This window comes from Rhodobacteraceae bacterium LMO-JJ12 (assembly GCA_021555075.1).
Classification (GTDB): Bacteria; Pseudomonadota; Alphaproteobacteria; order Rhodobacterales; family Rhodobacteraceae; genus JAKGBX01.
In genome coordinates, this window is sequence record JAKGBX010000001.1 from 1,030,778 (window position 1) to 1,054,246 (window position 23,469).

Sequence of the window (23,469 nt, forward strand, 5' to 3'; positions counted from 1 at the left end):
GGGGATGAGTGGCGATCCATTCTGGCAGGCCATCACTTGCGATGGCCTCAACGTTGCGCCCGCCCTTGCGGCGTTTCACAACGGCACCGGGCGCAATGTCTGGGAGGGGCAATGCGACGTCGAAATACGGCGTGGTTGGCTGGCTCGCATCGCGTTGGGTCTGGGAGGGTTTCCCCCTGCAGGGCGCGCGATCACTCTGCGGATGGTTACTGAAACGCTCGATGGCCAAAGTCTTTGGACCCGAACATTTGGCGCTCGAAGAATGGTCTCATCTCAACGCCTTACGCGCCAAGGGGTCGAAGAGAAATTCGGCCCTGTTTGTCTGACAATGGCTTTATCTGAATGTGACAGGGGCCTTGCAATCCGTGTGGTGCGCATGTCTCTTTTTGGCTTGCCGATGCCTCGCGCGCTGTTGCCTAAATCCGTGTCGCGCGAATATCAGGATGCCGAGGGGCGGTTTTGTTTTGATATCTCGGGCGATCTGCCCTTGCTTGGGCGTCTGATCCGCTATCACGGCTGGCTGCGCCCCGCTTCCGGCTGATCCCATACCCATATAACCCCCCGCTTGCTGTAATGTGATTTGCCTCTCGAGGCGCGCACCCTACATACTGCACAGCACACAAACGGAGGCACTCCATGCGCATTATTCTGACCGCCGCACTTGCCACCTCGCTATTGGCCACCACGGCTCAGGCCTTCACCGCCATCAACGGTCTTACGGTCAATCCTGTACCCGGCGCCGGGCGCTTTGAAGTCGTCGCAAGCGGGAGCGATGGGCCGCGCCAGATCTGGTGTGCTGCGGCGCAATTCGCCGTCTCCGTTCAAGGTCTGCGTGGCAATCACCGGGTCTATATCGCTCAAGGCTATGGCCCCAGCCAGACCGCACCGGGCTATCGCGGGGTCATCTTCACCACCCAGCCCACTGGCGATCTCTCGCAAGGGCCGCGCCCCGGAACCGGCGGCGACTATTCCGTTTCGATCCGCAAAACCGGGTTCAATCTGGGCACCGGCCACGCAATCGGGTTTTGTGACGATGTCTATGACGAAATCTCCGATCGCTGGCCCTGGTAGAGCTTGTCGTCTTCACGATCACGGCGCATCCTGGCCGCCATGCAAACCCAGTTTGAAATCCCAACCCGTGGTCAGGGTCTCTATGAATTCACCGATGATGTGATCCGCTGGACCTCGGGGGAGGGCGACGGGCTGCTCACGCTTTTTGTGCGCCATACCTCCTGTTCGCTGCTGATCCAGGAAAATGCCGACGCCGAGGTGCAAACCGACCTGCGACAATTCTTCGCGCGCCTCGTTCCACCCACGACCGATCCGCGCATGTCTTACCTGACTCACACTTATGAAGGCCCCGACGATATGCCCGCCCATATCAAGGCGGCGATGATGCCGGTTTCGCTGTCCCTTCCGGTGACCCAGGGGCGACCCATGTTGGGCACATGGCAGGGTATCTATCTGTTTGAACATAGAAATGCGCCGCACACGCGGGTGGTGGCGGCGCATTTCCTCGCATGACAAAACCGGTAAGGGGCCGGTTTGAAAATCACTCTGACCCAAAGCGCAGATCCGCAACAGGGGGAGCATTTGCGCAACATTCCCGCTTTCCTTCATCTTGCGCCTCAAATTGCCTACTACCCAAATCCTAGCGGCGATCCTATAGTGCCTGTGGATAAGTGGGGCACGGACTCTACAACCGAGGCAGAGAACAATAATAGGGGACCGGCCATGCGCTGCCCGTTTTGCGGAAATATCGACACTCAAGTTAAGGATTCACGCCCCGCCGAAGATCATGTTGCGATCAGGCGGCGGCGGTTTTGCCCCGCCTGCGGCGGGCGTTTCACCACATATGAGCGCGTGCAACTGCGCGATCTCGTGGTGATCAAGACCAATGGCAAACGCGAAGATTTCGATCGCGACAAACTCGAACGCTCTATCCGCATCTCGATGCAAAAACGCCCGATTGATCCCGAGCGGATTGATCAGATGATTTCCGGCATCGTGCGGCGACTTGAAAGCATGGGCGAGACGGATATTCCCTCCAAGGCGATCGGCGCGATCGTGATGGAAACGCTCGCCCGGATCGATACCGTGGCATATGTGCGTTTTGCCAGCGTTTACAAAAACTTCCAGGCGGCAGACGACTTCGATAAATTCGTGAGCGAACTGCGCCCGGACGACAAGCCCGAAGGGTGAGCGCGACCGACCAACGCTTCATGGCGCTCGCGCTTTCGCTCGGGCGTCGCGGGATGGGCCGCACGTGGCCCAACCCGGCGGTGGGCTGCGTGATCGTGCGCGATGGCCGCATCGTCGGGCGCGGCGTGACCGCTCCGGGCGGGCGCCCCCATGCTGAGCCACTCGCACTGGCCCAGGCCGGTGCGGCTGCACGCGGTGCCACGGCCTATGTCTCGCTTGAACCCTGCGCCCATCACGGCCAAACCCCACCCTGCGCACAGGCGCTTGTGGATGCAGGCGTCGCGCGGGTGGTTGCGCCACTGGAAGACAATGATCCGCGCGTTTCCGGACAGGGCTTTGCCATGTTGCGCGCGGCTGGCATTGCCGTGACCACCGGCGTGCTTTCAAACGAGGCGGCGCGCGATCATGCCGGGTTTTTTCTGCGCAATCAGATGAACCGCCCCTTTGTCACGCTCAAGCTGGCGACAAGTTTCGATGGTCGCATCGCCACCGCCACTGGCGAAAGCCAATGGATCACCGGGCAATTGGCCCGCCGCGCAGTGCATGCCATGCGCGCGCGCCATGACGGCGTCATGGTGGGTGGCGGCACGGCGCGCGCCGACGATCCTTCGCTTACCGTGCGCGAAATGGGCGTTGATCGTCAGCCGGTGCGCATCGTGGTGTCGCGCCACCTCGACTTGCCGCTGATGAGCCGTCTTGCGCGTTCAGCAAAGGACATTCCGCTCTGGCTGGCCCATGGTCCGGCCGCTGACCCGGCGCTGCATTCAGCTTGGGAGGGGATCGGTGCGCGTCTTTTCCCTTGCGCTCTGTCAGGTGGGCAACTCGATCTGACTTCGGTTTTGGGCGCGTTGGCCGAGGCTGGTCTCACGCGCGTATTCTGCGAAGGTGGGGGGGGGCTGGCGGCCTCACTTCTGGCTGCGGACCTGGTGGATGAACTGGTCGGCTTTACCGCCGGTCTGGCCATCGGCGCCGAAGGTCTGCCTGCCATTGGCGCACTTGGCCTTTCCAACCTGCAAACAGCCCCGCGCTTTACCTTGGCAGAAACCCGCGATCTTGGCGGTGACGTGCTGCACATCTGGCGTCGGGCCTGAGACCGGGGCTAACCGGGCCGCGCTTACCGCCACATCGGTGCAAAGCTGGAAAACAAACCCTGAAGTTTTGATGCCGCGCGGTTCATCATTCCGGGGTGCGGAATTTCTCCCTTCGACAGCCGCTCAACCGCCACCTCAACGGGGCAGGGCAGGCCGGTCACGGGGTCATGATAGCGCGGATAATCGATCAGCGCGGCATGCACCAAGCCTTCCAGCGTCACACTCGCCTTGCGCCGCGCCGGCACCTTGCCCAGATCGCGCGTCAACCCCCAGCCAACATAGAATGGCGCACCCGTACAGGTTACTTTCACGCCACGCAGCAACGCCTCGAACCCCAAGAGCGACGTCATCGTCCACACTTCATCGACCTGATCGAGAAGCGTCGCCGGATCAGTCCGCTCTAGAACCATATCGGCCAGATCACCCGCTTTAATCTCACCCTCGCGTAGCCCGCTTTCCACATCCGGGTGCGGCTTATAAAGGATCACCGCATCAGGATTGGCCGCCCGTGCCGCCTCAAGCAGCGCCAGATTGCCCGCCACATCACCCGCACCGCGCAGGATCGAGGCGTCATCCTCCACCTGTCCGGGCACCAGAATGCGCCGCCCCTCCGGCAAATCGCTCATCTCGGGCATCGCGCCACCGAGATTGTATTTCGTCACTCCAAGATCGCGCAGGCTTCGCATCAACGCCTCGGCGCGCAATGCCTGATCCGGGCGCAACTTGGCGCGTCTTGCAATCAACCGCTCCAATCGGCTTTCCCGGTTCGGGTCATAGTAGATCCCCAGGTCGTCACAAACCAACGACAGCGGCGGCACCAGTTCAGCCCCAAGCCCGCGCGAGCGCAGAAACCCATCTTCGACGCGCACAACACCCTCGCGCTCCGGCGCGGCTTTGCTGGCCCAAACCATGCGCCGCCGTTCCGCGACCTTATGTGCATTCGTGCCGAAAACCATCCGTTTGTGACGCCCAAAGAACCGCTGAAACGGGGCGCGCTTCCAAAGCCGTATATCTTCACCGATCCAGCCATCATGATCCTCGCGCCATTCCCGCGCCATCGCCTCGGCTGCGTCGATCGCCTCCTCCAGCGTCGCGAGCCGGTCGCGATAAGGATCATACCATGTAGAATGCAAGATCATCGTCGCCGCAAACAGTTGCGCCCGGGTCAGATTGCGCCCGCGCCGGGGCAGGGGGTGCGGATTGCGATCATCGCTCAGCCCCCATCCGGCATAAAACGGCTGCCCAAATACCACCGGCTTGTGCCCCGCCAGTATCGCCTCGAACCCCAGCTGCGACGACACGGTATAGACCCCAACCGCCCCTTCCAGCAGCGGCCACGGAGAAATCGGTGCATCATAAAGCTCGATCCGCCCCTTGGCGTCTTTTTCGCTGAAATACCCAGATCGAAACCCCTGCGTCGTTTCCGGGTGGGTCTTGATCAGAATCCGCGCACCGGGATTATCTTCCTGCGCCCAATAGAGCGCCTCGAGAAATGAATTTCGATCCGCACGGCCATGCATCACGCTGGCATCGCCCTCGGTCTGGTCGATCACCAGAACATAGCCCGGTTCGGGTGGTGCCAGCGTCGGATCAAACCCGAAATATTTGCTCAGATGCGCCTCTTTCAGCCGCTCAATCCCGCCGCGTGCCCGGTTCAGCAATGCCGTATCATCCAACGGATGCGTCGCCAGCAAAGTCTCAAGATCAGACGGTGCGGTGGCGTCGAAATGCACGCCTTGCGTGTCAATCTGTAGGCCCAGCGGCGGCTCCCCCGCGCGGCCCGGTTTGAGCGAACGCAAGAACGCATCCTCAACCCGCACCAACCCGGCCCCGGTTGCCTCGGCCACCGTTTCGCCCCGCGCCGCATAGGGCGAGCGGCCCCAGACGGCGATCAGATCATCGGCCCCCGGCTTGCCAAGGCGCAGATCATACCCCGCCAGCGTCAGAATCCGCCGCACTTGGCGCTGACGTAAAAAACCGGCGTTGAAATAGTAAAGCCGCCGGAGATCATTGTCTCCGGCGGCGTCAGGTTTGTTCAATAACGGCACGGCGCGGTCTTAGCCGCCCGAGAGAGTCGACGCGCCCGAACTGACCGAGCCAACAGCGCCCAGCGTGCCGGTAACGGCGGAAATCGTCTTGTTCCATTGGGTGAACGGTGCTTCGGTCACATAGAGCGTGTCGCCATCGCGGATCGAGAAATCGCGCGCCAGAAACATCCCGTTTGGCTGGGTCAGATCAAGCACATAGACCATCCTCTGTGCGCCTTGCAGGTCGTTGCGGCCCAAGACATGGTTGGCGATCTCGGCGGGTTCATTGCGAAACACGAACACGCCGGTCGGATCGGCTGCCGATGACATCAACCCGCCCACCTGCGCCAACGCCTCAACAGCGCTCAGCGTCTGGCTTTCAAACTGGACCCGCGATTGCGAGCCGGTCGCGCCCAGCGCGGTAAACCTGCGGGTGTCCTGCTCAACCAGAATCTTGTCACCGCCGCGCAGGGCAATATCCAGACTTGGATTGTCATAGAGATCCTGCAGCCAGACCTTCGAGCGTTTGTCGCCACGGATCACGGTCACTTGGGTGATATCAGGTTCGATCGAAAGACCGCCCGCGCGTGCCAGCATCGTGGTCAGGGTGCGTGTGGGACGTTCAATGGCATAAACCCCCTGACCCCCGACCGAGCCGATCAGGCTGACCGTGGCGCCATCACCGGCCATGCGGCGCACTTCGACCTGCGGGTCGGGTGTTTGTTGCTCAAGCTTGTTGGTAATGATCCGCCGGATCGCTTCGGGCGTGTTGCCCGAGGCGCGGATGCGGCCGGCGTAGGGGATAAAGATGAAGCCCGCACCATCGACCTGGATCTCTTCCAATCGTGCGGCGGACGACCCGGTCGGCCCGGACGAGCCCAGCAGCGGATCATCGACGTTTTCCCAAACGGTGATCCCCAGCGTATCGCCTGGACGGATCGTGTCCGAGCCGAGAACGCCGGCATTCTTGAAATCTTCGCTGAACCCCAATGCGGGCACCACAGCGGTTGCGCGCGTCACCCGATCATTGACCGCAACGACAAAGGCATCGCCCTTGCGCTGCACCGAGCCTTCGAAGATTTCTTTCTTGGTGGGACCAACCCGAGGCAAGCCGCACGACGAAACGACCGCTAAAGCGGCGACAAGCGCGACGGTACGCGCCCAACGAGAGTTCATGGGTTTCACTGCTCGGTCTCCTCGACCTGTTCTTATTCTGCCTCAATCTCAACGCTTTGCGCGCCTTGTTTGAAGCGAAACTAAACGATTTTGAAAATTAAATCCAGCGCTAGGGCTTGTGCCACCTAGTTCACGAGCCGCAACTGTTGCCTCGGGGCCGCGGTTCCATGTGCCAGCGCATCATACGGATCTTCGGGGGCGAGCATCATATCGACAACCATACGCATCAGCTGGCGTCGCCCGCGCGCCGAATAGAAACCACCCGCAACCTGGCTGGTTTCCAAAAGATAGCGGCGATAGTCCTGATAGGCGCGCCGATCCGGGCGTCCGGCACCGGCAAAAAACTCCGCGAGCGGCTGGGTCGAGACGAATTCGGGCTTGTCATAGACCGCATTGCCAAACACCCTGAGCGGAATTCCGCGCCAAAGCACCTGCTGCGCCGCCGTGGAATTCACCGTAACGGCGGTGCGGGCATCGTTCAGCAACTGCGCCAGCTTGCCGCCGCGCACATAATGCACCCGGTTCTCTACGCCATGTTGCCGTGCCAGAGCGCGGATCACCCCGCGTTGCGGCACGCGCCCGTCTTCCAGCGGATGTGCCTTGAAGACAAGATGGTGATGCCCCGGCGCGCCCTCGGCAAAACCACGGATCACGACCTCGAGAAATTCTGGCATGGTGGAAAACGGTGAATGTTGCTGAAAGCTGGAGTCATGCTCCAGCTGCAACAGCGCCAGATGATAGGGAAACCCGCCCCACCGAATGCGCAGCGTGGCCAGCCGTCGCTCCACCGCCTGCACCGGCATCAACAGCAAGCGCTTGAGATAAAGCTGAAATTCCTTGGTAACAGGCAGATCGCGATGGGGGCGAAAGTTGCGATACTCACCGTTCCGGAACATGACGAAAAAATGATAGAGCGCGCCGTAAAACACATGATGGCGCATGTCGCCCCAACGCGCCGGGGGCAGCGGTGCATCCATATCCGAAAGGGCCAGAACCGCACGCATATCCTCGACACTCATTGTCATCAGCCGCGAGTGCCCATTGGCGCCGCCACGCTCATACGTCACCCAATAGGGGCGCATATAGCCTTCCTCAAAAACGTGAACTTCCAACCCCAAGGCGCGTGCCCGCTCCACCGCTTGCGAATGGATTCCGCGGGTGTCGCCGTAAAGCACGATATCGGTGATGCCCTTCTCGGCCACCAACGTTTCGAAATGATCGGGCCAATCTTCCTGCGCGCCGCGATATGGGATGTAGGAGGCAGGATCAAACCAGAACGCCCGGTCGCCCGCGTTGAACCCCACCCGCCACACATCAGCGCCCGCCAGGCCCAGCATCTTGCCAAGTCGGTTGAAAAACGGCCCGTGCGGTCCCTGAAGGAACAAAAACGCCCGGTTTTTTCCGGTGATGGCGGCCATGGTTCTCACATAATTTGAAATGGTTGCGAACCTTTCTAGGGGAAGCGTCCGGCGAAAATATGGCCCCTTTGCGGCGTGATGAACAGCGGTTTCTTGCGCATTCCCGCACGCCGCGCTAGGGGTCTTGCGGCAAGGAGGGGCGTATATGTTCACAGGAATCATCACAGATATCGGCACCATTCGCGTGCTCGAACAACGCGGCGACCTGCGCGCACGCATCGCCACGGCTTACGACACATCGCGCGTCGACATCGGCGCATCCATCGCCTGTAATGGCGTATGCCTTACCGTGGTCGCGCTCGGTGATGACAGCTTTGATGTCGAGATCAGCGCCGAGACGGTTTCCAAGACCAATCTTGGCGGCTGGGCCGAGGGGCATCGCATCAATCTCGAACGCGCGCTCAAGGTGGGTGACGAGTTGGGCGGGCATATCGTCTCGGGTCACGTCGATGGCGTGGCCGAAATCGTGGCGATGAAAGACGAAGGCGACAGCACCCGCCTGACCTTCCGCGCCCCCGAGGCTCTGGCCCGCTACATCGCCCCCAAGGGCTCGGTGGCGTTGAACGGCACCTCTCTCACCGTCAACGAGGTCTCGGGTTGTGATTTCGGCATCAACCTGATCCCGCATACCCAGGAGGTGACAACCTGGGGCGCGGCCAAGCCGGGCGATCTTGTGAACCTCGAGATTGATACGCTCGCACGCTATGTTGCGCGCCTGCGCGAGTTTGACTGACAGACGTTCGATCAATCAGGGGTCCGGCGCACAGGTCTGAAAGACCGAAAAACACGCGCTCTGGCCCTTACTTGGCCATGCGACCATTGGTCTTGGAAAACCCAAGCGGCAACCACCTCTGGTCATGATATATGTATTTGCATATACTTGGGCAGTGGGCGGTTAGCCAAGTCATGTAGGACATGAACCGAGGCTCCTCCGACCTTAGAAGGATGGCAAATGTCGGACAAACCTAGTGCATCAGAAACCGATACGGCGAGCAAGCGGCGCATAGACGGTGCCGAGGCGCGATTGTTGCTTGATTCGATTCTACCCTATCAAATCAATCGCCTGAGCTATCAAATGAACCGGCTTCTGGATCAGGAATTACGCCTGCACGGGCTTTCCATATCCGATTGGCGTATCATGGCGGTGCTTGATTACAACGCCTCGATTACTGTGAATGATCTGGCATTTTATGCCATGATCGAGCAATCAACCCTGAGCCGTATCCTCAAACGAATGGAGGCCGAGGGGCTTCTGGTCAAGCGCCAATCGTCCCAGGACAAGCGGGTACGCGCGATTGAACTCACAGCGGCCGGGCGGGCGCGCTATGACACGGTGCGCACTGTCGCAATGACACATGTTGGCCATATCGTAAGCGACCTGTCACACGACGAACGTGCGCAGCTTTCAAATTTCGTGGCGAGAATGCAAAAAAGCCTCAAATCGGTAAAAATAGAAAAGCCCGACGCAGTCTGAATGCGCCGGGCTTTGCCAATCGCAAACGATCCTATTTCAGCAAGCCGGGCAACCAAAGCGCCACAATCGGGAAGGCGATCAGCAATCCCATCACGAACAGCTCCAATAGGATGAACGGCACAGCCGCCCGGTAAATCTGGGTGATCCTGATATGGCTTGGCGCAACGCCTTTCATGACGAAAAGCAACATCCCGAAAGGCGGTGTCAAAAGGCTGATTTCCATCGCGATGAGCATCATCACCATCAACCAGGTTGAATTCATATCCAACGAATCCGCAATCGGCAGAAAGAACGGCAGGGTCAGTAGAATCATGCTGATCTGATCCAGAAAACAGCCCAGAAACAGCAGCACCAGCATCATCACGGCCATGGCCGTGAACTGATTGAAGGATATCGACGAGATCAGTTCAAGCACACCGCTGGTTGCCCCGGAAATCTGAAGCACCTGCGCAAAGGTCATCGACCCGGCAATGATGAACAGCAACATGACATTGATCTTTGCCGTTTCGCGCAGCGCCTCGCGCAGGGCGGTCCAATTCAAACGCCGATAGGCCGCGCTGACCGCCACCGCCGCGATGCAGCCCAGGGCGGCGGCCTCTTCCGGTGCGGCGATGCGGAAAAAGATCGACCCGACCACAACGGCAAAGATCGTGAAGAGCGGTAAAACATCCACAAACAGGGGCCGCCAGCGTTCCCAACCCCTCAGGCGCTCCTCTTCGAATTTCGGTGCCAGCGACGGGTTGAGCCGACAACGCACCACCACATAAAGCACGAACAGCACCAGCATGAGCACACCGGGAATGACCCCGGCCAACAGCAGGTCAGTGATCGACCGTTCCGCCAGACTGGCGAGCAATACGGCAAGCGAAGACGGCGGAATCAGCATGGCGATACCGCCCACCGCCATGATTGGTCCCAAAGCCAGCGTCGGGTGATACCCCCGTTTCAGCATGTCCGGCAGCAGCAGGTTGCCCAACACGGCCGTATTGGCGATGGTCGACCCCGATAGCGACGAGAACACCGACCCGCCCGCAATCGACACGATCGACAACCGCCCCGGAACGCCCGAAATCAGCTTGTCGATGGCATTGATCGAGCGGAACGCGACCCCGGTCTGAAACAATATCTCGCCCATCAGGATGAACAGAGCGACCGGTACGAGGCTGAATTGCGCGATGGAGAGCGCATATTCGATCGGCATCAGGCTCAGCCCGATTTCGCCGCGCATGAAATACCAAGCCCCGGCGATGTTGGCGGCGAAAAAGGCGAATGCCACCGGCAGCCCGAGAATGAGGAGCCCGACAGCCCCCCCAAGAAGCAGGGCAAGCGCCCAATACCATTCCATGATCATGCTCAGATCCCCCCGGTGCTGTGCTGGCCCGGCTCAAACGCGTTGCCGCCCCTGAGCATGCGCGAGATAAATTCCAGCGACAGCAGTGCAAAACTGACGACAAAAACCGTCAGGAGCCACCATTCCGGCATGGTGTAGTATTTCATCAGCATCGACTGGAATGCATAGGCGAATTTCAAGTTTATACCGCCAAACCACAGCAGGATCAGACAGATCGAAAGCCCCGCCAGATTGAGCAGTTGATCAAGCCTTTTGCCCCAGGCAGTAGGTAGCGCGCCAATCAACAGATCGACTCTGACATGCGCGCCAATCCGCAACGCCCAAGGCGCCGACAGAAAGACCCCGGCGAACATGACATATTCAATGATTTCCTGCACACCGGGAAGGTTCCCGATGCTGAACAACCGCAAAAACAGGTCCAGCGAAATGGTGACGGCGAACAGCCCGATACTGATCCCGACTGCGGTTCCCAGATGGTAATAGAAATGCCCCATAAGCGCATCGAAACGTCTAAATCCGTTCATTCGACTTCCTAATTTCTGCAAGTGACGCAAACGGGCGGCCCAAACACGGGGCCGCCCGCAAAGCTGTCTTATTCTGTGACGAAATATTCGCGCAGTTTCGGCCCATGTTCCGGGCTAACCGCGTTGACACCGGCCCAACCCGCTTCGCGTGCGGCACTAAGCCATGCGTCACGCTCGGCTCCGGTGAATTCGATCACTTCAAAGCCGTCTTCAACCTGCTTGGCCGCGACCTTTTTATTGAGCGCCGGATCATTGGCAATCGCGTCCAGTTCAAGGTTCAATGCAACTTCTGAAATCAAGGCCCGCGCCTCATCAGACAGACCATCCCAGGCGCGCTTGTTGGACATGATCACCAGATCGACATCATAGAATCCCGGCTCAACCCGGTATTTGGTCACGCTTTCCCAGCCCGGTTGATGCCCCAGAACCGGCCAGCCATAGCCCTTGACCGTGCCGTTTTCCATCAGCGTGAAAATATCGGTAATGCTGGTGTCCTGTGTCGTTGCGCCGAGCGATTTGAAAAAGTTTGTATAGGTCGGCGCCGTGCGCAGATGCAGCCCGCTCAGGTCCGGCTTGTCAATCGCATGGCCGGGGGCGAGGAACAGATAGAAGTTGGTGCCAAAGTGGTGGCGCGACAAAACTTCAAGGTTCTTGGCGTTGTGCAGCTTGTTCATATAGTCCCAACCGCCATTCTCGCGGATTTCGGTGGGCGTGTTTTCCAAGAGCTTCCAGGCATCAGCTTCGGGCAGGGTGTTCTGATAGTAAGATCCGGTGCAGGAATTCAGATCGTATACGCCCTGCGCCACCTTCTGAACCACGGTCAACTGGCTGCCGATTGCGGGCGCACCCCCGACATAGTTGATATGCACAATACCGGCGCCACGTTCGTTGACTTCTTCGACCAGGCTTTCAAAGCGTTTTGAGAAAAATGATCCTTGTGGAAAACAGCTGGCTGCTTGCAATTGAGCTTCCTGCGCGCTGGTGACTTGCGCGCCAATTCCGGTAAAGGTCGCGAATGCAGCAAACGCGGTTACGAGTCTTTTCATTGTGGTCTCCTCCTGTGTTTGAACGCACTTCTTTGGCGCGCTCTCTAAACCGCCCGACGGGCGGAATGACTATTTAGCCGCAGGTCTGATTTCAGGCCTGATACCTCTCTGACGCCGGGCATTTTGGTCTCCCTACCAACGCCCATTGTTTCATGCTGAAGCCGGTTCAGCTATAAATGAATCGATTGTTTTCAGCGCCCCTCCAAGCGCGGTCCCTTCGGGGTCTTGAAGCGCGGCATCAATCAGACGCCGCGTCCAATCGGCGGCGTCGCCGCGCCCTTCAAGTCGGGCTGCACCCGCCATCACCCGATCAAATTTCGACAACCCGCGCTCATGCGTGTCGCTGTATCCCTTGATCAAACGACGCACACGCAGGGTCTCAACCGCCAGCGCATAATCCCCGCCAAGCCACGCCTGCGCCGTATCAAGCCACGCATCAACATGCGCCATTTCGCGGGTATGGCGCAGCAATGCACGACGCCAGCGGCGTAGCCCGGCCACCATGTAAAGCGACAAGAATCCGCCAATCCGGTCGGTACGGATGTGACGCCCCCGGTTGAATAGCCGGTCAATCAGCCTCACAGCCCAATCGCGCCGCTCAACCCAGCGCCCAATACGCGCGGGCATCAGGCTGATGATCTCGGCCGCTCCGGGATGGGTATATTCCGTAACCCGGACAAGATGCGCCTCCCCTGCGCCCACTTCACCAGCAATCCGCCCCATACGGCCACGGCTGGTCTTGGCGTCCGCCACTCGGATTATATCATCATAAGCCATCGCATTAGCGAGATATTTTGCAGTGGTGAGCGTGAACGCAAATTCCTGTGCGTCGCCCCCCGCCTGCCTGTCCGCGCGCGCCGCACTTTCAAGCCGTTCCAGATATTCGGCCCCATATCGCAGGTCCTGAAACTTCACGACCTTGATCAGACCCACCATCGCAGTTTCATGCACAGGCGAGGGCAGGGCAGACACACGCCCTTCCAGATCCGCCCAATCCCGCAGCAACCGCTCTGGCCCCACCGGCCCGCGCGCTTCGGGTTCTACAGCCTCCGGCCCATCGGAGGGGGTGGTCGCAACCTGCGCACCGCTTGCAATCACATAAGCCCGCTCAAACGCTGCAAGGCTCGGCCCGACCCCACGCCCCGATGCACGCACCGTCTCACGGTAGGTTTCAACCGCAAAGGGCAGGGCACCTGACCCCGCCAGCGCCCCGAAAAGCGCCGCCGAAATCACCGTGCCTTCTTCGTCCGCGATCGTCATCATATCAAACGCGACAAGATCCTCACACAGCCCGCCCAGCGCCTCAAGAACGGTGCCCGCATCGGCCGTTCCGTCACCCGGCACCATCTTTTCTTGCGTCGAAAGCAGACGATGTGTCGATGCAATGACCCGCGTCTGTCCGGGGGTGATGAACTGGCGCATAACGCCACGCCCGGCCTCCATCAACTCCGCCGCAAGCAGAATATCCACATCGTCCTCGGATGGCGCCAGCGAGAAAACCGGCTGGTGACCGGAATGCGCCAGCATCTCAACGTAATTGATCGTCGAGCCGGTGCGCTGTGCCACACCGGCAACCGATGTCGCCTGCACGTCAAAGCCGTTGCGCTCGGCCAGATCTATGATCCAGCTGTTCAGAACACCACCACCCTGACCACCCACGGCCAGAACTGCCAGTTTGATAATCTGGCTCAACCCAGCGTCCGGCGCGCCTGCCGCGTTATCGCTCAAAAGATCCTTCATGCCTTGCCCCATGTCAGCCGCCGCGCGTCGCGCCGTCGTTGCAGCCAACCAATGACCGCGCGTCGCCGCCGATCTAGCCAGCGTTCGCTGCGGCTTGGATTGTGAACCAGATCGGCACGATAGAACGACGGGCACAACACCGCCTTATCGGCCACTTCGCCACAGTTGCCACAGCCCACACAGCTTTGATCAATATAGGCGACCGGATCATCCCGAAGCGGATCATCCGGCATTTTCAGCGTGAGCGACGGACACCCCGACAGGCGCATGCAGGCGTGATCACCGGTGCAGATTTCCTCATCGACACCGAATTTCGGCTTTTCGACACGCCGCCCCTCCTTGATCGCCTGTGCCATCTGCGGGCGTTCCCGGCGTTGCCGGTTCAACATGCATTCCGACGAGGCAACGATCACCTTCGGCCCCTTGTGCTCGGTGGTCAGCGCCTCGGTGATCGTGTCATACATCTTGCCAACATCGTAAGTTCGATCAATCTGACGAACCCATTCGACCCCGACCCCTTCCAGCGCCTTCTTGATCGGATGCTGTGTGGATTTTGTCGCGTTATTCGCCCGGCTCGACGGGTTGTCCTGCCCACCGGTGGCGGCAGAATAGAAGTTATCGACAATCACCGTGACGCCGTCAGATTTGTTGAAAACCGCGTTGGTGATCGACGAATTCAACCCGTTATGCCAGAACCCACCATCCCCGATGAACGAAATCGCACGCTTGTCGCCGCCGCCGTCGAACGCCGCGTTTGACGCACCGCCCAACCCGAACCCCATGGTAGTGCCGCCAATCTCGAACGGCGGCATGGTCGAGAACAGATGGCACCCGATGTCGCTGGCAATCTGATGCTTGCCACGCTCTTGTTCAACCAGCTTCATCGCGGCAAAGATTGGCCGTTCCGGACAGCCTGTGCAGAAACTCGGCGGGCGTGGCGGCACCACCTTGGACAGATCCGGCAACGTCGGCGCACTCTCCTTGTTGGGCGCGCGCACCGCATCAGGGAGCAACTCGGGCGCATGATCCATCAGATAGGTTTCAAGACTGTCCAACATGACCTGCCCGGTCAATTCGCCCACTTCCGGTATAATTCCCTTGCCCTCCAACCGGGTTGGATTGGCGGACTTGTGCAGCAACGAACGCAACGTCTGCTCCATGAAGGCCGGTGTGCCTTCCTCGATCAGAAGCACGCTCTCCTTGCCCTCACAAAACGCGAAAAATTCGTCTTCGACCACCGGCCAACAGACGTTCATGACATAAAGCGGCACGTCGGTGTCGCCAAAAACATTGGCCAGTCCCAGCCGTTGCAACGCCCGGATGACACCGTTGTACATGCCCCCCGGAAGCACGATGCCGACCTTGCCATCCCTAGGCCCGAACACCTCATTGATCTTATTTTCACGGATATAATTCAGCGCAGCTGGCAGCCGCTTTTCCACCTTTTCCTCTTCGTGGCGAAACGCAAACGGCGGCAAGACGATACGCGACGTATCGCGCCGCGGGTCAGCCAGCGCATCGCGCACCGTCAACGGCGGCGGCACGTTGTCGCGCGCCTCAAACGCCCCATGAACATGACAGGCGCGGATCCGCACCAGCATCATCACCGGCGTGTTCGAAGCTTCGCTAAGCTCAAACCCATGGCGGATGGCTTGCGTGATCGATGGCAGATTGGGACGCGGATCAAGCAGCCAGACCGACGATTTCATTGCAAAAGCGTGGCTGCGCTCCTGCATGATTGACGAGCCTTCGCCATAGTCTTCACCGACAATGATCAACGCCCCGCCCGTCACACCCGCCGACGCCAGATTCGCCAGCGCATCCGAGGCGACATTGACACCAACCGGCCCCTTATAGGTCACCGCGCCCCGGATCGGGTAATGCACCGACGCCGCCAGCATGGCCGTCGCAGCGGCTTCCGATGCGTTGGCTTCAAAGCGCACGCCAAGTTCCTGCAGAATTTCCTCGCCGTCCGACAGAACATCCATCAGATGGCTGATCGGTGCTCCTTGATAACCGCCAACATATCCGACGCCGTTTTCAAGCAGGGCTTTGGTGATCGCAAGAATGCCTTCGCCGCGAAACACGTCGCCTGTCCCGATCCGAAGCTGCTGCACCTCGCGTTTGAATGATCGTTCTGCCACGCCCCGCGTCCAGTCCTGTCAGTGTCTACAGGGTCGGCCCAACGGCCACCACATCGCCAAAGCGGCGGCACCCGCCCTGATGTTGCGGCTCGACCTGATCTGCAAACCGGTTGTCATTTGTATTCGTCTCACGTTTCGCGCCGACCTCCCCCACCACGGCCGATGATTCGGAACTGCAATGCTTGCCTCATGCCGCTTCACCGGCCTCGCGCGGCCCCGCATCCACGGCAGATTCTGACGACAGATTAGACATAGCCGAATTATATTCATTTGCATATGTTTTTTCGCACGCCCCGGAAACAACCCACCGGTTCACCGCGCAGCATGGTATGCATACGCGATCCGACCGCCCGGTTTTGCCCGCCAAAGGCGGCGATATGTCTTTCGCGTGTTGAATTGCGCGCCGCCTCAGTCTTCCTCTGACCGGAAATATCCCGCCGGAGGCATCGAATCTCATTTGCCGCGCGCTCGCGCTGACTCCACCCTTAACATATTCATAAAACATGTTGCGTCTTTCAAACCAGTGCCCATAATTGCCCCATTGAGGGAGGCCTGCCATGACATTGATCCGACCAACCCGCCGTGAGATCCTGAAACTTGCCGCCATCGCGCCGGGCTTTGCGCTCCCGGCCATGGCGCGTGCCGATCTCGGCGCGCCAGGCCGTGAAAACCCCGGTCATTTCCACTTCTCGCTCGGCGAAGCGAAGATGACCGTGATTTCGGATGGCTTCTTCAACCAGCCGATCAGCGACATCGCAGTGAATGCCGACCGCGCCGAGGTTGAGGCCGCCATTGCCCGCCATTTCCTGTCAAAAGAAGCCAATTACGCCCATACAAACCACCTTTTGGTTGAACTCGGCGATGCCAGGGTGCTGGTTGATGTTGGCTCCGGCTCGCGGTTCTTTGACACCGCCGGGCGGCTTCTGACCAATATGGAGGCCGCCGGGATCGACCCCGACTCGATCACTCATGTCTTCATCACCCATGCCCACCCCGATCACATCTGGGGCATCCGCGATGATTTCGACGAACCGATCTTTCCGGGTGCCGAATACATCATCGGCGAGGTCGAGCATGGCTACTGGATGCAGGACGGGCTGGCCAATGCCGTCGCGCCCGAGGATCAACAATTCGTCGTCGGCGCGGTCAACTCGATCAATGTCGAAGGTGTCGACTGGACCATGGCGCAGGACGGCGCCGAAATCGCCCCCGGTATTTCGGTGATGAACAGCTTCGGCCACACCGCGGGGCACATGAGCCTGCGGGTTGAATCGAACGGCAAGCAACTTCTCGCCATTGGTGATGCCTTTGCCCAGACATGGATGAATTTCGCCCATCCCGACTGGTACAACGATATCGACGCCGACCCGGTTCAGACCGTGGCCAGCCGTAACGCCATCCTCGATATGGCTTCCGCCGATGGCATCGCCCTTTTGGGCTATCACTTTCCGTTCCCCGGCGTGGGCCATGTGCTGCGCGAAGGCGGCAGCTTCCGCTTTGTGCCGGCACTCTGGCAGTTTGGTGGCTGAACACCCGCCATGACGCCGCGAAGCTCTGGTCTTCGCGCGCGCCCTACGATATGTGGCGCGCACGATAAGGGGAACGCGATGTCCACAGCCTATGACACGCCCGGCAGCATTGAGTCCGCTCTGCGCGACGCAATCACGCCGATTGAAGAAATCATTGCCGATGCGGCAAAAGGCAAGATGTATATTCTTGTCGATCATGAAGATCGCGAGAATGAAGGCGATCTTATCATCCCGGCTGAATTCGCCACTGCGGATGCGGTCAACTTCATGGCCACCCATGGTCGCGGGCTGATCTGCCTGCCGATGACGGCCGAGCGGGTCGACAGGCTTGGCTTGCCGATGATGGCGGTCAACAATTCCTCGCGCATGGAAACGCCCTTCACCGTTTCGATCGAGGCGCGCGAAGGCGTGACCACCGGCATTTCCGCCCCCGATCGTGCGCTCACCATCGCCACCGCGATTAATGAGCAGAACACGATGGCGGCACTCTCCACTCCGGGCCACGTCTTTCCCTTGCGCGCCCGCGCTGGCGGCGTTTTGGCGCGCGCGGGGCATACCGAGGCATCGGTTGATATTTCCCGGCTGGCAGGGCTGAAACCCGCGGCCGTGATCTGCGAGATCATGAAGGAAGATGGCGAAATGGCGCGGCTCCCCGATCTGGTGGACTTCGCCAAGACGCACAACCTCAAGATCGGCACGATTTCCGATCTCATCGCCTATCGCCACAAACACGACAACCTGGTGACCGAAACCCGCTCACGAACCGTGCACTCGGAACATGGCGGCGAATGGCTGATGCGGGTCTTTGCCGATCAGATCACCGGAACCGAGCATATCGCGCTGATCAAGGGCGATATTTCCGGCCCCGCGCCAGTGCTTGTGCGCGCCCATGCGCTCAATGAACTGGAAGATGTACTCGGCCTCGGGGACGAGTCGTCGCAAACCGTGCCTCATGCCATGAAGATCATTGCCGAGGAAGGCCGCGGCGCCGTGCTGCTGTTTCGTGAACCGCACCCAAAGCTTGATTTCGGCGATGAGGATGACGCCCCCAAGATCGTCAAGCGCACCGGTCTCGGATCTCAGATCATGGCCACACTGGGCATGTCGGAAATGATCCTTTTGACCGACTCGCCCCGCACGCGCTATCTCGGAATCGAAGCCTATGGGCTCTCCATCATCGGCACCCGTCCGATTCATCAGAAAGACTGATCCATGGCCGAATCCCACTACACCCTGCCCAGAGCGAAACTGGACAAACCGACGAAACTGCTGATCGTCACCGCGCCATTCTATCGTGATATCGCCGACAACCTGATCAAGGGTGCCGTGGCCGAGATCGGAGCCAGCGGCGCGACTTACGAAGCCATCGAAGTCCCCGGAGCGCTGGAAATTCCCACCGCCATCGGCATCGCCGAGCGGATGTCGAATTTCGACGGTTACGTCGCGCTGGGCTGTGTCATTCGCGGTGAAACCACGCATTATGAGACGGTCTGCAACGACTCCTCACGCGCGCTCACCATGCTGGGCCTTCAGGGGCTTTGCATCGGCAATGGCATCCTCACCGTCGAAAACACCAAACAGGCAGAAGTGCGCGCCGATCCCGCCGAAATGAACAAGGGCGCAGGTGCCGCCGCTGCCGCCTTGCATCTCATCGCGCTTGCCCGTAAGTGGGGCGGCGCGCGAAAAGGGGTAGGTTTCCTCCCCGACAGCGAAAACTACCAGATCGCTGGCGAACTCAAGGACAACCCCTCGGCATGACCCTCTCGGGCAATCAGAAACGCAAGATGAAGTCTGCCGCCCGGCTCTATGCCGTGCAGGCACTGTTTCAGATGGAGCATTCCAGCCAAACACTGGAAGCCGTGGCGAGCGAGTTCGAAGACCACCGTTTCGGCGCCACCTATGATGGCGAAGAAATGGCCGAAGGCGATTCTGCGCATTTCCGCCGCGTGTTGGAAGATGCCGTGAACCATCAGGCCTTGATCGACCAGATGACCGACCGCGCCCTCGTGGCGAAATGGCCAATTGCGCGGATCGACCCCACCTTGCGCGCGCTGTTTCGCGCCGCCGGGGCCGAGATGACCCAATCCAGCACGCCGCCCAAGGTGGTGATCAACGAATATGTCGATGTCGCCCGCGCGTTTTTTCCTGAAAGCAAAGAGCCGCAATTCGTTAACGCCGTGCTCGACCACATGGCGCGCGAAGCCAAACCCGACGCATTCTGACAGGCCAAACCGGAAGTTCGCTACAAAAGCGTCTGCTCCGGGATTTGCGCTCGTAGTTCAGCTGATCCGCGCCACCACATAATCGGCGATGTCGCGCAGCATGTCGCGCACATCGTGCTCGGGCATCAACTCCAACGCCGCCTTGGCCTTCGCGGCCCAGTCCAACGCATCCTCGCGCGTAGCGACAAGCGCACCATGCTTGTGCAAAAGCGCCATCGCGTGTTCCAGATCCCCCTCGCGCTGATCGCCCTTCTCAAAGGTCCGACTCCAGAAGGCCCGCTCCTCTGTGTCTGCCTTGGCCACCGCCTTGATCACCGGCAGGGTCAGCTTGCGCTCGCGAAAATCATCGCCCAAATTCTTGCCCGTCGCTTTTGTATCCCCGGCATAATCCAGAAGGTCATCGACAATCTGAAACGCGATCCCCAACGCATCGCCATAATCAAACAGCGCCTGCACCTGCGCCTCGGGCGCGTCGGCAATCACGCCACCCACCTGTGTTGCAGCCGAAAATAGCGCCGCCGTCTTGCCCCGCACCACCTGCAAATAAATCGCCTCGTCAGTACGCAAATCCTGCGCCGCGGTCAGTTGCAAAACCTCGCCTTCCGCAATGGTGGCCGACGCATTGGCCAGAATATCCAGAACCCTGAGGTTGCCGGTCTCCACCATCAGCTGGAAACTGCGCGAGAACAGGTAATCGCCCACCAACACGCTTGATTTATTATCCCATAGCAGGTTCGCCGTAGGCCGCCCGCGCCGCTGTGCGCTTTCGTCTACCACGTCATCATGCAGTAACGTCGCGGTGTGGATGAACTCCACCGTCGCGGCCAGATGCACCGCGTAAGGCCCGCCATAGCCACATAGATCGGCCGTCGCCAGCGTCAGCATCGGGCGCAACCGTTTGCCGCCCGCCTCAACCAGATGCGCCGTCACTTCCGGAATGCGCGGTGCGTGTTCGGACGCCATGCGCCGGGCGATCAACGCGTTGACCGCCTGCATGCCGTCTTCCAGATGCGCGGCAAGCCGCTCGTGTGGTTTAGCGGCCAATTGATCCAAGCTCATCACACTCCCGTTCCCAAGCCTCGACAATTGCCCCGGCTTGGCCTTATCACATCCCCATGAAACAGCTCTTGCGCACCAATGACCCGACCGAAATCGCCTTTGTCAAAATACTGCTTCAGGGCGAGGGTATAACTGCCTTTGAAATGGACGTAAATATGAGCGTGCTGGAAGGCAGCATCGGCATATTGCCGCGCCGGATCATGGTGGCCGACGCTGAATACGATGATGCCTGCAAGGCGTTGCGCGACAATGGCATATCGCCCGATGGCTGACGCGCTGACCCGCGATCAGTTTCTGGGTGGCAAACTCATCCTTCATCAGCCCGCAAAAGGCTATCGTGCCGGGGTCGATCCCGTGTTGCTGGCGGCCGCAGTATCGGCGCGCGCCGGGCAATCTGTGCTCGATATGGGCTGTGGCGCCGGGGCCGCCGCGCTCTGCCTTGGCACGCGCATTGCGGGGCTGCGTCTCACCGGTCTCGAACTTCAACCGCTTTACGCCGCACTGGCCCGGCGCAACGCCGCCGACAATGGCATTGCGTTTGAGGTGATCCAGGGCGATCTGACCGAAATGCCCGCAGCGCTCAAGTCCCGGCAATTCGATCATGTCATCATGAACCCACCCTATTTCGATCGCACCACCGGCAGCAGCGCCCCCGATCCGGCCCGCGAAACCGCATTGGGCGGGGGCGATGTGCAGATGGCACAATGGATCGACGCCGCCGCTAAACGCCTGTCACCCAAAGGCTATCTCACACTTATCCAGCGCGCCGAGCGCATGCCCGAAATTCTTGCAGCAACGGCCGCCTGCCTTGGGTCATTGCAACTTCTGCCGCTTTCGCCCCGCCCCGGACGCGATAGCCGGCTGGTGATTCTACGCGCCCGCAAGGACGGTCACGCCGCGTTCCGTTTGCATGACAGATTGCAGATGCACAAAGGCGAAGTGCATGAAAACGATGAAGAAAACTACACCGATGTGATCCGCTCCGTGCTGCGCGCTGGCGCCGCGCTGCCCTTTCCCAAATAGCAGAAACCAAGGTTCGGCGAAATTTCTCGAAGGCCATAGTAAGGCCGCAGAATTCGTTTGAACCGAATGTTGACAGCGGAAATTTACTGATTATTCACCCCTCTCCCTTGATCATGGATGACAGACGACAAAGATTATGGTCCACTTGTCACACGACCGTAACATTCAGAGGAGGACTGCCATGAGCATGAGTTCACATGTCGAGGAACTGAAAAAGAAACATCAAACACTCTCTGAGCAGGTCGAAATATTGCAACGCGCGCCTGGCTCCAATGATGTCGAGGTCGCAGCGTTGAAGAAGCAGAAACTTCGGCTCAAGGAAGAGATTTCCCGTCTCGAAGAAACTGCAGGCTAATCCAAACTGAAGGTAGTCGACAAACGGAAGGCAACTGACGCGGGCGCCGGCCATCCTGCGAATGCTATTTGCATGATCTGGTTGGCGAATGGGCCATTTCCAAGCGGAATGACGCCCTTCTGGCGCGGATCTGCGTTCCGCATTGTCAGCGATTTTATCAAAGAAAAGGGGCCGCGCCTGATGGCGCGGCCCCATTCGTGTTGAAACCGTATTGAAACGCCTCAATCAGACGACGAATTGCGCACCGTTGGCCGAGATCGTGCTGCCATTGATGAAGCCCGCATCATCCGACACCAGGAACGAAACACAGCGCGCAATCTCTTCCGGTTGGCCCAGACGGCCCGCCGGAATCTGCGGGATGATGACCTCGTTCAGCACCTTCTCAGGGACGGCCATCACCATTTCGGTGCCAATATAGCCGGGACAAACCGCATTTGCGGTGATGCCTGCGCGCGCGCCTTCTTGGGCCAGTGATTTGATAATGCCTAGATCGCCAGCCTTGGTCGCGGCATAGTTCACTTGCGCAAACTGGCCCTTTTGTCCGTTAATCGACGAGATCACGACGACGCGGCCAAATTTACGTTCGCGCATACCGGGCCAGATCGGATGAACGGTGTTGAACACGCCGGTGAGGTTGGTGTCGATCACCTCTTTCCACTGCTGCGGCGTCATCTTGTGAAACGGTGCGTCGCGGGTAATGCCCGCGTTGGCGACAACCACCTCGACGGGGCCAAGATCGGCCTCAACCTTCGCGATGCCCGCCGCACTCTCCTCATAGCTTGCCACGTTCCATTTGTAGGTCTTGATGCCTGTCTCTTCAGTGAACTTGGCAGCCGCCTCGTCATTGCCGGCATAGGTGGCTGCAACGTCGTAGCCATCTGCTTTCAATCGTTTCGAAATCGCTTCGCCAATGCCGCGCGTCCCGCCCGTAACCAGTGCAACTCTAGCCATGATATCCTCCTGAAGTTATGTGTTTCGTTGGTAACTCTGTTACGCAGTTCGCCCGAGATGCGCAACATTATTGCGCAAGAAATTTCCATGATTTGGCTACTTTGCCGGATATTCGCTCACTCTAGCGTGGTCGGCCC

At 59.6% G+C, this 23,469-nt stretch carries 24 protein-coding genes; 14 read left to right on the forward strand and 10 right to left on the reverse strand.

Annotated elements, in window-relative coordinates; all coding sequences use genetic code 11:
- Window positions 1-4 precede the first annotated feature (4 nt).
- The 5 genes from LZG00_04930 (at window position 5) to ribD (ending at window position 3,293) form a co-directional block, all read left to right on the forward strand.
- Window positions 5-541: a DUF4166 domain-containing protein gene (locus tag LZG00_04930; GenBank protein ID MCF3593338.1), complete on the forward strand. Its 537-nt coding sequence runs from the start codon at window positions 5-7 to the stop codon at window positions 539-541.
- A gap of 95 nt (window positions 542-636) precedes the next feature.
- The gene (locus LZG00_04935) at window positions 637-1,071 is read left to right on the forward strand and encodes a hypothetical protein (GenBank protein ID MCF3593339.1); all 435 of its coding nucleotides are present in this window, start codon (window positions 637-639) and stop codon (window positions 1,069-1,071) included.
- A gap of 39 nt (window positions 1,072-1,110) precedes the next feature.
- Window positions 1,111-1,524 carry a secondary thiamine-phosphate synthase enzyme YjbQ gene (locus LZG00_04940; protein MCF3593340.1) on the forward strand — a complete coding sequence of 138 codons (414 nt, stop codon included), beginning with the start codon at window positions 1,111-1,113 and terminating at the stop codon, window positions 1,522-1,524.
- Window positions 1,525-1,734: 210 nt separating this feature from the next.
- Window positions 1,735-2,202, forward strand: coding sequence for a transcriptional regulator NrdR (nrdR, locus tag LZG00_04945; GenBank protein ID MCF3593341.1), 468 nt, complete (start codon window positions 1,735-1,737; stop codon window positions 2,200-2,202).
- A 20-nt stretch (window positions 2,203-2,222) separates the two neighbouring features.
- Window positions 2,223-3,293 carry a bifunctional diaminohydroxyphosphoribosylaminopyrimidine deaminase/5-amino-6-(5-phosphoribosylamino)uracil reductase RibD gene (gene ribD / locus LZG00_04950; protein MCF3593342.1) on the forward strand — a complete coding sequence of 357 codons (1,071 nt, stop codon included), beginning with the start codon at window positions 2,223-2,225 and terminating at the stop codon, window positions 3,291-3,293.
- Window positions 3,294-3,316: 23 nt separating this feature from the next.
- On the opposite strand, the gene LZG00_04955 is transcribed toward ribD, so the two are convergent.
- The 3 genes from LZG00_04955 to LZG00_04965 all read right to left on the reverse strand — a co-directional run bounded on the left by LZG00_04955 (window position 3,317) and on the right by LZG00_04965 (window position 7,914).
- Window positions 3,317-5,341: a capsular polysaccharide biosynthesis protein gene (locus LZG00_04955; GenBank protein ID MCF3593343.1), complete on the reverse strand. Its 2,025-nt coding sequence runs from the start codon at window positions 5,339-5,341 to the stop codon at window positions 3,317-3,319.
- A gap of 9 nt (window positions 5,342-5,350) precedes the next feature.
- Window positions 5,351-6,496 carry a polysaccharide biosynthesis/export family protein gene (locus tag LZG00_04960; protein MCF3593344.1) on the reverse strand — a complete coding sequence of 382 codons (1,146 nt, stop codon included), beginning with the start codon at window positions 6,494-6,496 and terminating at the stop codon, window positions 5,351-5,353.
- Between the two features lie 125 nt (window positions 6,497-6,621).
- Window positions 6,622-7,914 carry a capsular biosynthesis protein gene (locus LZG00_04965; protein MCF3593345.1) on the reverse strand — a complete coding sequence of 431 codons (1,293 nt, stop codon included), beginning with the start codon at window positions 7,912-7,914 and terminating at the stop codon, window positions 6,622-6,624.
- Between the two features lie 145 nt (window positions 7,915-8,059).
- Between LZG00_04965 and LZG00_04970 the strand changes: the two genes are divergently transcribed.
- Both LZG00_04970 and LZG00_04975 read left to right on the forward strand, forming a co-directional pair.
- Entirely contained in the window at window positions 8,060-8,647 is a 588-nt protein-coding gene (locus tag LZG00_04970) for a riboflavin synthase (protein MCF3593346.1), read from the forward strand.
- A 219-nt stretch (window positions 8,648-8,866) separates the two neighbouring features.
- Window positions 8,867-9,388 (forward strand): MarR family winged helix-turn-helix transcriptional regulator, encoded by a 522-nt coding sequence (locus tag LZG00_04975; GenBank protein MCF3593347.1) that lies wholly within the window; start codon window positions 8,867-8,869, stop codon window positions 9,386-9,388.
- 31 nt (window positions 9,389-9,419) lie between these two features.
- Here LZG00_04975 and LZG00_04980 read toward each other — a convergent pair whose 3' ends face one another.
- From LZG00_04980 to LZG00_05000, 5 genes are all read right to left on the reverse strand, one after another.
- The gene (locus LZG00_04980; GenBank protein ID MCF3593348.1) at window positions 9,420-10,739 is read right to left on the reverse strand and encodes a TRAP transporter large permease subunit; all 1,320 of its coding nucleotides are present in this window, start codon (window positions 10,737-10,739) and stop codon (window positions 9,420-9,422) included.
- A gap of 2 nt (window positions 10,740-10,741) precedes the next feature.
- Entirely contained in the window at window positions 10,742-11,263 is a 522-nt protein-coding gene (locus LZG00_04985) for a TRAP transporter small permease (GenBank protein MCF3593349.1), read from the reverse strand.
- Between the two features lie 68 nt (window positions 11,264-11,331).
- Window positions 11,332-12,309 (reverse strand): TRAP transporter substrate-binding protein DctP, encoded by a 978-nt coding sequence (dctP, locus tag LZG00_04990; protein ID MCF3593350.1) that lies wholly within the window; start codon window positions 12,307-12,309, stop codon window positions 11,332-11,334.
- Window positions 12,310-12,459: 150 nt separating this feature from the next.
- Window positions 12,460-14,049, reverse strand: a complete 1,590-nt coding sequence (locus LZG00_04995) for an indolepyruvate oxidoreductase subunit beta family protein (GenBank protein ID MCF3593351.1) — start codon at window positions 14,047-14,049, stop codon at window positions 12,460-12,462.
- Entirely contained in the window at window positions 14,046-16,193 is a 2,148-nt protein-coding gene (locus tag LZG00_05000) for an indolepyruvate ferredoxin oxidoreductase subunit alpha (protein ID MCF3593352.1), read from the reverse strand. Before LZG00_05000 ends, LZG00_04995 begins: the two co-directional genes overlap by 4 nt.
- Before the next feature lie 557 nt (window positions 16,194-16,750).
- On the opposite strand from LZG00_05000, the gene LZG00_05005 reads away from it, so the two are divergent.
- The 4 genes from LZG00_05005 to nusB all read left to right on the forward strand — a co-directional run bounded on the left by LZG00_05005 (window position 16,751) and on the right by nusB (window position 19,944).
- Window positions 16,751-17,722: an MBL fold metallo-hydrolase gene (locus tag LZG00_05005; GenBank protein MCF3593353.1), complete on the forward strand. Its 972-nt coding sequence runs from the start codon at window positions 16,751-16,753 to the stop codon at window positions 17,720-17,722.
- Between the two features lie 78 nt (window positions 17,723-17,800).
- The gene (ribB, locus tag LZG00_05010) at window positions 17,801-18,931 is read left to right on the forward strand and encodes a 3,4-dihydroxy-2-butanone-4-phosphate synthase (protein MCF3593354.1); all 1,131 of its coding nucleotides are present in this window, start codon (window positions 17,801-17,803) and stop codon (window positions 18,929-18,931) included.
- A 3-nt stretch (window positions 18,932-18,934) separates the two neighbouring features.
- Window positions 18,935-19,480, forward strand: coding sequence for a 6,7-dimethyl-8-ribityllumazine synthase (locus tag LZG00_05015; GenBank protein ID MCF3593355.1), 546 nt, complete (start codon window positions 18,935-18,937; stop codon window positions 19,478-19,480).
- On the forward strand, window positions 19,477-19,944 hold the full coding sequence (gene nusB, locus LZG00_05020; protein ID MCF3593356.1) for a transcription antitermination factor NusB: 468 nt from the start codon (window positions 19,477-19,479) through the stop codon (window positions 19,942-19,944). Before LZG00_05015 ends, nusB begins: the two co-directional genes overlap by 4 nt.
- Before the next feature lie 57 nt (window positions 19,945-20,001).
- On the opposite strand, the gene LZG00_05025 is transcribed toward nusB, so the two are convergent.
- On the reverse strand, window positions 20,002-21,003 hold the full coding sequence (locus LZG00_05025; protein ID MCF3593357.1) for a polyprenyl synthetase family protein: 1,002 nt from the start codon (window positions 21,001-21,003) through the stop codon (window positions 20,002-20,004).
- Between the two features lie 56 nt (window positions 21,004-21,059).
- Between LZG00_05025 and LZG00_05030 the strand changes: the two genes are divergently transcribed.
- The 3 genes from LZG00_05030 to LZG00_05040 all read left to right on the forward strand — a co-directional run bounded on the left by LZG00_05030 (window position 21,060) and on the right by LZG00_05040 (window position 22,381).
- Complete coding sequence (locus LZG00_05030; GenBank protein MCF3593358.1) at window positions 21,060-21,275, forward strand: DUF2007 domain-containing protein; 216 nt, start codon at window positions 21,060-21,062, stop codon at window positions 21,273-21,275.
- The gene (locus LZG00_05035; protein MCF3593359.1) at window positions 21,253-22,026 is read left to right on the forward strand and encodes a methyltransferase; all 774 of its coding nucleotides are present in this window, start codon (window positions 21,253-21,255) and stop codon (window positions 22,024-22,026) included. The genes LZG00_05030 and LZG00_05035 overlap by 23 nt, the downstream gene beginning before the upstream one ends.
- A 181-nt stretch (window positions 22,027-22,207) precedes the next feature.
- Window positions 22,208-22,381, forward strand: a complete 174-nt coding sequence (locus LZG00_05040) for a YdcH family protein (protein MCF3593360.1) — start codon at window positions 22,208-22,210, stop codon at window positions 22,379-22,381.
- A gap of 225 nt (window positions 22,382-22,606) precedes the next feature.
- On the opposite strand, the gene phbB is transcribed toward LZG00_05040, so the two are convergent.
- The gene (gene phbB / locus LZG00_05045; protein MCF3593361.1) at window positions 22,607-23,332 is read right to left on the reverse strand and encodes an acetoacetyl-CoA reductase; all 726 of its coding nucleotides are present in this window, start codon (window positions 23,330-23,332) and stop codon (window positions 22,607-22,609) included.
- Window positions 23,333-23,469: the final 137 nt, after the last annotated feature.